Below are 2,303 nucleotides of genomic sequence, written 5' to 3'. Positions count from 1 at the left end.
CGAGCCGGCTCGCCGTGGCGCGACCGCTGGCCGGCGCGCTGCGGGCGGTGCCGCTCATGGAGGAGATCGCGGCGCTGTCGCGCCGCGTCGGCGGCACCGCCGGCCAGCAGCAGGAGACGCCCGAGCTGCTCACGCCGCGCGAGCTGGAGGTGCTCCGCCTGGTGGCCCTCGGGCGCACCAACCGTGACATCGCCCAGGAGCTGTTCATCTCGGCCAAGACGGTCAGCGTGCACGTGTCGAACATCCTGGCCAAGCTGGAGGTGACCACGCGCGGCGAGGCCGCAGCGGCGGCCCACCGGCTGTCGCTGGTGACGCTGTAAGGGGTGTTCGGGGGTTCAGGAGAACGCTTCGGCCAGCAGCAGCACGCCGAAGACGGCGAACGCGGCGGCGGCCCCGTACCTGATGGCCTTCTCCGGGAGGTGCCTGCCCAGCAGGCGGCCCACCACGATGGCCAGCGCGTCGGCCGCGACCATGCCGACGGTGGATCCGATCCAGGTGCCGAGCCAGCCGTGCTGCGTCGCCAGCGTGATCGTGGCCAGCATGGTCTTGTCGCCCAGCTCGCTCAGGAAGAACGCGACCGTCACCGCGATGACCACGTTCCCGCCGGTGCGCCGGGCCTTGCGCGACTCCTCCTCGGTCAGCTCGTCCCCCCTCAGCGTCCACAGGGCGAAGCCGAGGAAGGCGAGTCCGGCCACGACCGAGATGGCGGTGGTGGGCAGTGCGTCGCCGATGAGGCCGCCGAGGACCACGCTGGCGAGGTGCACGGCCGTCGTCGCGATCGTGATGCCGGCGAGCACCGGCCAGGGTCTGAAACGGGTCGCGAACGTCATCGCCATGAGCTGGCTCTTGTCGCCGAGCTCGGCCACGAAGATGACGGCGAGGCTGATCCAGAACGCTTCCAAACGGTCCCTTCCCGCACGGCCGGACCGTGAGCTCACACCCGGGGGTTCGGGCACGACTTCGGCCCGGCAGCGTCTTTCGGCTATTCCGCGGCCCTCCGCTATTGCGCGGCCCCGTCCGGAGACAGCTCGCAGCCCACCAGCACCGGCTCGTTGACCAGGGTGATCCCGAACTTCTCCCGTACGCCGTCACGCACCTCGCGGGCGAGCGCCAGCAGGTCGGCGGTGGTGGCCTCGCCGGTGGGGTTGGTGAGGGCGAGCGTGTGCTTGGTCGAGATGCGCGCCGGGCCGCGCGTGTAGCCCTTGGGGAAGCCCGCCTGCTCGATCAGCCAGGCCGCGGGCACCTTGACGTCGCCGCCGGGCAGGTCCCAGCGCGGATGGTCCGGGGCGAGGGTCGCCAGCTCGGCGGCCTCCGCCGGGCCCAGGACCGGGTTGGTGAAGAACGAGCCCGCGCTGCGGGTGTCGGGGTCGGCCGGGTCGAGCACCATGCCCTTGCCCCGGCGCAGCGCCAGCACGGCCTCGCGGGCCCGCGCCAGCGGCACCCGCTCACCGGGCTCGACGCCGAGCCGCCCGGCCAGCTCCTGGTAGCCGATCGGGGCGGACGACTCGGAGACGTCGAGGGCGTAGGTGACGGCGAGGACCACGTGCCGCCCGAGGTCGCGCTTGAACGCGCTGTCGCGGTAGGAGAAGCCGCACCGCCGCGCCTCCAGGTCGACGACGACCCGGGCCTTGCGGTCGTAGACGCGCACGCACCTGATGGTCTGCGAGACCTCCTGGCCGTAGGCGCCGACGTTCTGGATGGGTGTCGAACCGACCAGCCCGGGAATGCCCGACATGCACTCCAGGCCGGACCACCCCTCCTGGACGGCGCGGGTGACCAGCGCGTCCCAGTCTTCCCCGGCCTCCACTGTGACGAGCACCTGCTCGCCGTCCCGCGAGACCGTCACGCCCTCGCTCGCGACCTTGACGACCAGCCCGTCGAACCCCTCGTCGGCCACCACGACGTTGCTCCCGCCGCCCAGCACCAGGCTCGGCTCGGCCCGCCGGTCGGCGTCGGCCACCTCGGAGACGAGCTCCTCGGGCGTGCGGGCCTCGACGAAACGGCGGGCGGGCCCGCCCAGGCCCAGGGTCGTGTACGGCGCGAGCATGTCCATGGGCCCCAAGCTTAGGAGACCGGCGGCGTGCCCGGCTCCCGCAGCCGCCGCACGGGCAGGCGTTCGGCGGGCACCACCAGCTCGCCGCGCAGGGCGAGGGACAGCTCGAACGCGTCCCGCGCGTCCTCCGGAGAGTCGCCGAGCGCCGCGGACCGCCGCACCGCCATCAGCTCGCCGCCCAGCGCCTCGACCGTTCCCGGTCCGGCCGCGCGCCACTCGCCGCCGTGTCGCTCCAGCCCCGTCCAGCCGG

Annotated in this window: 4 protein-coding genes; 1 reads left to right on the top strand and 3 read right to left on the bottom strand. The window is 73.5% G+C overall.

The genetic code is table 11. The features are described 5' to 3' along the window. Positions 1 to 320 (top strand): helix-turn-helix domain-containing protein (locus tag DQW85_RS24225; RefSeq protein WP_162795321.1); only part of this gene is annotated, 320 nt, incomplete at its 5' end. Between the two features lie 15 nt (positions 321 to 335). Here the strand turns inward: DQW85_RS24225 and DQW85_RS24220 are convergent. The 3 genes from DQW85_RS24220 to DQW85_RS24210 form a co-directional block, all read right to left on the bottom strand. Next, positions 336 to 902, bottom strand: coding sequence for a TMEM165/GDT1 family protein (locus DQW85_RS24220; RefSeq protein WP_113702334.1), 567 nt, complete (start codon positions 900 to 902; stop codon positions 336 to 338). A 98-nt stretch (positions 903 to 1,000) separates the two neighbouring features. Then, the gene (locus DQW85_RS24215; RefSeq protein ID WP_113702335.1) at positions 1,001 to 2,047 is read right to left on the bottom strand and encodes a UDP-N-acetylmuramate dehydrogenase; all 1,047 of its coding nucleotides are present in this window, start codon (positions 2,045 to 2,047) and stop codon (positions 1,001 to 1,003) included. A gap of 17 nt (positions 2,048 to 2,064) precedes the next feature. Then, positions 2,065 to 2,303 (bottom strand): hypothetical protein (locus tag DQW85_RS24210; RefSeq protein WP_162795320.1); only part of this gene is annotated, 239 nt, incomplete at its 5' end.

The organism is Nonomuraea lactucae (genome assembly GCF_003313395.1).
Lineage (GTDB): Bacteria > Actinomycetota > Actinomycetes > Streptosporangiales > Streptosporangiaceae > Nonomuraea > Nonomuraea lactucae.
The sequence above is the reverse complement of the archived record's forward strand: the minus strand, read 5'-3'. Positions and strand labels throughout refer to the sequence as shown.